The sequence below is a fragment of the Dietzia sp. CQ4 genome, from assembly GCF_014145125.1.
GTDB lineage: Bacteria > Actinomycetota > Actinomycetes > Mycobacteriales > Mycobacteriaceae > Dietzia > Dietzia natronolimnaea.
This window is the reverse complement of sequence record NZ_JAALDZ010000367.1, coordinates 1-6,244: the sequence shown is the minus strand read 5'-3', so window position 1 is coordinate 6,244 and position 6,244 is coordinate 1. Positions and strand designations below refer to the sequence as shown.

Genomic DNA, 6,244 nt, shown 5'->3' with positions numbered 1-6,244 from the left:
GGCGGCCGGCGTGACCGTGGGCGCGCTCCTCGCCGAGGACCTGCTCGGCGGACCGGGCCTGTCCGGCCTGCCCTCGGCGTTGTTCACCGGTGGGTCCGCGCTCGCCGCGGTCGCCGTGGGCAAACTGTCCCAGGCGCGGGGTCGGCGCCCCGGATTGGCCGCGGGCTTCGCGTTCGGCGCGCTCGGGGCGATCGGGATCGTCGCGGCGACGGCCATCGAATCGCTGCCGCTACTGTTCCTGTCGTTCGTCGTCTACGGCTCGGGTACCGCCACCAACCTGCAGGCCCGCTACGCCGGAGCCGACCTGGCCACCCCCGAGCGCCGCGGACGGGCACTGTCGTACGTCCTGCTGGGGACCACCGCGGGGGCCGTCGCGGGCCCCAACCTCGTGGGACCGACGGGAGTTGTCGCCGAATCGCTCGGCCTGCTCCCGTTGGCCGGACCGTTCCTCCTCGCGGCGGTGGCCTACGGCGGTGCGGCGCTCGTCATCTCCCTGCTGCTCAGGCCCGATCCGCTGCTCGAGGCGCGGCGGAGGGAGATCGCGGCCGCGGGCTCGGCGACCACCTCGTCGTCGATCACCGCGGCGATCACGCCATCCTCCGAGGTCCCGTCCGCCAGCGCCGCGGCCCCCGGTGTCACCGCCTCCGGTGCCGCGGTTCCCGACATCACCTCCTCCCACACCGAGGCGGGCGCCCCCGCCCGCATCTGGACGGGCGACGTGATCACCGGAGTCGCGGTGATGGCACTGACGCAGTTCGTGATGGTCGGGCTCATGACCATGACCCCGGTCCACATGCGTGCGCATGATCACGCGGTGACCGTGGTGGGGTTGGTGATCTCTCTGCACGTGGCGGCGATGTTCCTGCCGGCGCCGCTCTCCGGCTACCTGGTGGACAAGTTCGGCACGCGCCTCGTCGCCGTCTCGGCGGGTCTGGTGCTGCTGACCTCGGGCGTGCTCGCCGCGGTGTCCCCGCCGCAGTCGACGGTGCTGGTCACCACGGCGCTGATCCTGCTGGGGCTCGGGTGGAGCCTGGGGCTGGTGGCCGGCACCACCGCCCTCACCACGTCCGTGCCCACCTCGGTCCGCGCGACCGTCCAGGGCCAGGCCGACGTGGCCGTGGCGCTGTCCGGCGCGGCGGGCGGACTGCTCTCGGGTCTGGTGTTCGCGTGGATCGAGTTCCGCGGGCTCGGATTCGCGCTCGCCGCGCTGTCGTTGATCGTGGTGGCTGCCGTGCGACCGCGGCGTGCGGCGGTATCCGCCCGGGTCGCGGCGGGCTGAGACCCGTGGCCGTCGAGTGGTCGCAAATGTGCCCGATCACCGGAGCCCACCCTGGGAGAACGTGAGTGGAATCGACCCCTCGGCGCGGGGCGCGGGGCGCGGGGCGCGGGGCGCGGGCGTCAGCCGACAGCCACCTGCTCTGACCGCTGCCCGGGAGACGGCTCCCCCACCCGCTCGGCCAGGTCGACGCGCCACCACACCACGAACCCCCAGATGACGAACGCCCCGTACACCAGGTAGAGCGCCGCCGACGGGTAGTACCCGGCCTTGAGCAACAGCGGCACGCCCACGATGTCGACGCCGATCCACAGCAGCCAGAACTCCGTCCACCCGCGGGCCATGCCGTAGGTGGCCAGGATCGAGCCGGTGAAGATCCACGCGTCCGCCCACGGGCCCCACGACCCGAGCTCGGAGAAGATCCAGCCGAAGACCAGGGTGCCGACGATCATCCCGACGACGAGCCCCGCCCGCTGCCGGCCCGTGGCCCAGTGCGGATGGACCGCGACAGCCTCGCCCCCGGCCTGCCCGGGCAGGGCCGCGTTGATCCGCCGGTCCCGCGACCAGCGCCACCAGCCGTAGAGTCCCACGGCGAGGAACATGACCTGCCGACCGGCCTGACCGTAGAGGTCGACGTCCTGCGGGGTGTGGAAGACGCCACCGAGGAACACGGTGAGCAGCGTGAGGTTGCCGACGATCCCCACCGGCCAGGCCCACACCACGCGGCGCATCCCGCCGATCGCTGCGGCCAGGCCGAAGACGTTTCCGATGATCTCGCGCCACAGGATCGGCACTCCGCCGATCATCAACTGCGCGTCGAGGAATGAGACGAGAAGGCTCATCGTGTGCCCCTTTCACGGGCTCAACACAGACGGCCCAGGGCTTATGCCGCGTCGCCCACGGGTCCGCGGCCGGGCCGCGGTCCCTCGGGAAACACGTTGTTCTCTTCCATCCGGACTATGACCGTCGGCCCCGGGATCACACCGGGTCTGCTGACCCCCGCGCATGTGGTCCGACCGGACTCGGTGTCCGGTCCACCGCGTGTGCGGGGCGCTCGCGGGCTCGCCGCCGGTCATGGGACCGGTGACATCACCGCCGGTGGGGAATTGCACCCCGCCCTGAGAACGTGTTCTCGTTCTACTCCTGTCGGGTGCGGCGCCGCAACTCCCGCATCCCGGGAGGCGCGGGGCGGCACGCTGTCGATAAGCGCACCGTCGATAAGAGCGTTCCACGCATTCTCACTCGGCCGACGGGTGCGGAACGCTCTTCTCGACGAGGGGAGGACGCTGGTGCACCCCGCCGCGGGTCAGCCGATCGTCAGTTGGCCGTTCGCCTCGGTCACCGGGACCACGTCGAGCGGCCGAGGGGCCGGCGCGAGGGTGTTGCTGCCGTCGGTCGCGTCGTACTCGGCGCCGTGGAGCGGACACCGAAGGTGCAGGTCGCGGACCACCTGGACGGTCCCACCCTGATGGGTGCAGCGGGCCGAGTACGCGACGAACTCACCCTGTGTGGGCTGCGCGACGATGACCGTCGCGTCCCCCGACTTGACCTGCTTGGCGGTCCCGACGGGCACGTCCGCGGCGGGGATCGAGGTGGCCTGCACCTCGGTCGTCTGCTGCACGGTGGACGGCGGCTCCGCCGGCTCGGTCATCCCGCACGCCGAGGCGATCCCCGGCAGCAGGATGATCCCGGGCAGGGCGGCCAGGACGGTGCGGCGCTGCGTGCACGGTCCGACGGAGACGGATGCGGCGGCGGGGTGCTCGGTCATGTGGTCCATCGTATCGGGCGGCGACGGCGGACCTAGGCTGACGACATGACCGTCCGCCGTCTCGAGCCCCACGCCACCACGATCTTCGCCGAGGTCACCCAACTCGCCGTGCGGTTCGAGGCCGTCAACCTGGGGCAGGGCTTCCCCGACACCGACGGCCCCGCGTCGATGATCGACGCCGCCGTGCGTGCCATGCGCGAGGGCCACAACCAGTACCCACCCGGGACGGGGGTGCCCGAGCTCCGGCACGCGATCGTCGCCCACGAGACCGGCCACACGGGTCTGGTCCACGACCCGGACACAGAGGTCCTGGTCACCGTCGGCGCCACCGAGGCGATCGCCGGTGCGGTGCTGGGCCTGGTGGAGCCCGACGACGAGGTGGTGGTGATCGAGCCGTACTACGACTCCTACGCCGCCACCGTGGCGATGGCCGGGGCCACCAGGCGCGCGGCGAGGATGGTCCGCTCGGGCGATCGTTTCCGGCTCGACGTGGACTCGCTGAGGGCGGCGTTCTCCCCGCGGACGCGGGCCGTGCTGGTCAACTCGCCGCACAACCCCACCGGAGCGGTGCTGCCGCGGGAGGACCTCGAGCAGATCGCGGCGTTGTGCCACGAGTTCGACGCGATCGCGATCTCGGACGAGGTCTACGAACACCTGACCTACGACGACAACGAGCACGTCTCGATCGCCACCCTGCCGGGGATGGCCGAGCGCACCCTGCGGATCTCGAGCGCCGGCAAGATGCTCAACTGCACCGGCTGGAAGATCGGATGGGTGACCGGGCCGGCCGGGCTGATCGCGGGCGTCCGGGCCGCCAAGCAGTACATGAGTTACACCGCCGGCACACCGCTGCAGCTCGCCGTCGCGCACGCCCTGCGTCACGAGGACGCGTGGATCCGGGCGCTACGGGCGCAGATGCAGGACCGGCGGGACCAGCTGGTGGACATCCTCACGGGCGTCGGGCTGGACCTCGCCGTCACCCAGGGGACCTACTTCCTCACGGCGGATCCGCGTCCGCTCGGCGTCACCGACGCGGCGTCCTGGTGCCTGGAGCTGCCCGGACGGATCGGCGTGGCGGCGGTGCCGTTCGCGCCGTTCACCGACACGTACTCCGACGAGTGGTCGCACCTGGTGCGGTTCGCGTTCTGCAAACGGCCCGAGGTCCTCGACGAGGCCGGCCGCCGGCTCCGCGCGCTCGCCGACCGGTAAGAAACGGAGCGCGCTCCGGACTGACTCGCGCGAGCGTCTCGCAGGCCCTACGGTGGTTGCCTGGCGCGCCGGGCGGCGCGCCCGTGCGTCGACGAGGAGTACCCGAGTGTCCCACTACCGCAGCAACCCGCGTGACCTGGAGTTCGTCCTGTTCGAGGTGTTGGGGCTCGACGAGATCCTCGAGCGGGATGACACGGAGCTCGACGGCGAGACGGTGCGCACCATGTTGCGGGAGGCCGCCGCCCTGGCGGAGGGGCCCGTGGCGGCCTCGTTCTCCGCCGCCGACCGGAACCCGCCGACGTTCGACCCCGAGACCCACGAGGTCACGCTCCCCCCGGAGTACGTGGCCTCGGTCCGCGCCTGGCAGGACGGTGGGTGGGGTCTGGTCGGAGTGGATCCCGCGGTCGGCGGCGTCGCGGCGCCGCGCATGGTCACGTGGGCGATCACGGAGTTCCTCCTGGGGGCCAACCCGTCGATCTTCATGTACCTGTCCGGACCGCTGTTCGCCGAGATCATGCACACCATCGGCAACGAACAGCAGCAGAAATGGGCCGCCCGGATCATCGACCGCAACCACGGTTCGTCCATGATGCTCACCGAGGCCGAGGTCGGCTCGGACGTGGGCGCCGTTCGCGCCAAGGCGATCGAGCAGCCCGACGGCACCTGGCACATCGAGGGCGCCAAGCGGTTCATCACCGGCGCCGACTCCGGCGACCTGTTCGAGAACATCTGGCACCAGGTGCTCGCCCGGCCCGAGGGCGCGGGCCCCGGAACCAAGGGCCTGAGCTACTTCCTGGTCCCCAAGTACCTGCCGGACCCCGAGACCGCGGCGCCCGGTGAGCGCAACGGCGTGTACGTGACCGGGATCGAGAAGAAGATGGGGCTCACCGCCTCCGCGACGTGCGAGGTGGCGTTCGGCGCACACGGCCGGCCCGCCGTCGGCTTCCTCGCCGGGGACTCCCACCTGGGAATCAAGCAGATGTTCGAGACCATCGAGGCCGCTCGGATGATGGTGGGGACCAAGGCGATCTCCACCCTGTCCACGGGCTACCTCAACGCGCTGGAGTTCGCCCGGGAGCGCGTGCAGGGCAACGACATGGCCGACGCCGGGAAGCCCGACGCCGGGAAGGTCACCGTCATCCACCACCCCGACGTGCGCCGGTCGCTGCTCACCCAGAAGGCGTACGCGGAGGGACTGCGCGCCGTGTACCTCTACGCGGCCGCCCACCAGGACATCGTGGCCGCGGAGGTCGTCTCGGGCGCGGTCCCGGAACTGGCGCACACCGTCAACGACCTGCTGCTCCCGATCGTCAAGGGCGTGGGGTCCGAGCGCTCCTACCAGTGCCTGGCGGAGTCGCTGCAGTGCTTCGGCGGCTCGGGATACCTGAAGGACCACCCCCTCGAGCAGTACATCCGCGACGCCAAGATCGACTCCCTCTACGAGGGCACCACCGCCATCCAGGCGCAGGACTTCTTCTTCCGGAAGATCATCCGCGACGGCGGCACCGCGCTCGGTCACATCGCCGCGCAGATCCACCGGACGGTCGACGAGACCGGCCCCGCCGAACTCGAGTCCGTCCGTACCGCGGTGGCGGGCGCCCTGGCGGATGTCGAGTCCATGGTCGGGACCCTGACCGGACACCTCATGTCGGCCCAGGAGGACCCGGAATCGCTGTACCTGATCGGGCTCGGCGCGGTGCCGCTGCTCATGGCCGTCGGCGACCTCATGGTGGGGTGGATGCTGCTCCGCGAGGCGACGGTGGCATCGGGCCGACTGGCCGACGCGACGGGCGACGACCACGACTTCTACACCGGCAAGGTCGTGGTGGCCGGCCACTTCGCGCGGGCCCACCTGCCGCAGGTCGCCGCCGCCCGCGCCACCATCGAGGCCCTGGACCTGGACGTCATGCGGATGCCGGAGGGCGCCTTCTAGATCCGGCCCGCGGGGTCCGGGCTCACCTCGCCGTCGCCGGCCCGGCGGTCTCGCCGGG

Annotated in this window: 5 protein-coding genes and 1 riboswitch; of the genes, 3 read left to right on the top strand and 2 right to left on the bottom strand. The window is 71.7% G+C overall.

Translation table 11 applies throughout. The annotated features are described in order from the left end of the window. Positions 1–1,279 (top strand): MFS transporter (locus G6031_RS17105; protein ID WP_182653915.1); only part of this gene is annotated, 1,279 nt, incomplete at its 5' end. Between the two features lie 119 nt (positions 1,280–1,398). On the opposite strand, the gene G6031_RS17100 is transcribed toward G6031_RS17105, so the two are convergent. Together G6031_RS17100 and G6031_RS17095 are read right to left on the bottom strand one after the other, a co-directional pair. Next, positions 1,399–2,118 (bottom strand): nicotinamide mononucleotide transporter family protein, encoded by a 720-nt coding sequence (locus G6031_RS17100; protein ID WP_182653914.1) that lies wholly within the window; start codon positions 2,116–2,118, stop codon positions 1,399–1,401. Positions 2,119–2,212: 94 nt separating this feature from the next. After that, a riboswitch (FMN riboswitch) is annotated at positions 2,213–2,406 on the bottom strand. Between the two features lie 176 nt (positions 2,407–2,582). Further along, entirely contained in the window at positions 2,583–3,044 is a 462-nt protein-coding gene (locus G6031_RS17095; protein ID WP_179523662.1) for a Rieske (2Fe-2S) protein, read from the bottom strand. A gap of 45 nt (positions 3,045–3,089) precedes the next feature. Between G6031_RS17095 and G6031_RS17090 the strand changes: the two genes are divergently transcribed. Both G6031_RS17090 and G6031_RS17085 read left to right on the top strand, forming a co-directional pair. Beyond that, positions 3,090–4,253, top strand: coding sequence for a pyridoxal phosphate-dependent aminotransferase (locus G6031_RS17090; protein WP_182653913.1), 1,164 nt, complete (start codon positions 3,090–3,092; stop codon positions 4,251–4,253). A gap of 106 nt (positions 4,254–4,359) precedes the next feature. Further along, on the top strand, positions 4,360–6,186 hold the full coding sequence (locus G6031_RS17085; RefSeq protein WP_182653912.1) for an acyl-CoA dehydrogenase C-terminal domain-containing protein: 1,827 nt from the start codon (positions 4,360–4,362) through the stop codon (positions 6,184–6,186). The last annotated feature ends 58 nt before the right edge of the window (positions 6,187–6,244 follow it).

Bases quoted from the DNA above. Each gene is read 5' to 3' on its own strand.
- G6031_RS17100 (WP_182653914.1), bottom strand. From the start codon at position 2,118: ATGAGCCTTCTCGTCTCATTCCTCGACGCGCAGTTGATGATCGGCGGA.
- G6031_RS17095 (WP_179523662.1), bottom strand. From the start codon at position 3,044: ATGACCGAGCACCCCGCCGCCGCATCCGTCTCCGTCGGACCGTGCACG.
- G6031_RS17090 (WP_182653913.1), top strand. From the start codon at position 3,090: ATGACCGTCCGCCGTCTCGAGCCCCACGCCACCACGATCTTCGCCGAG.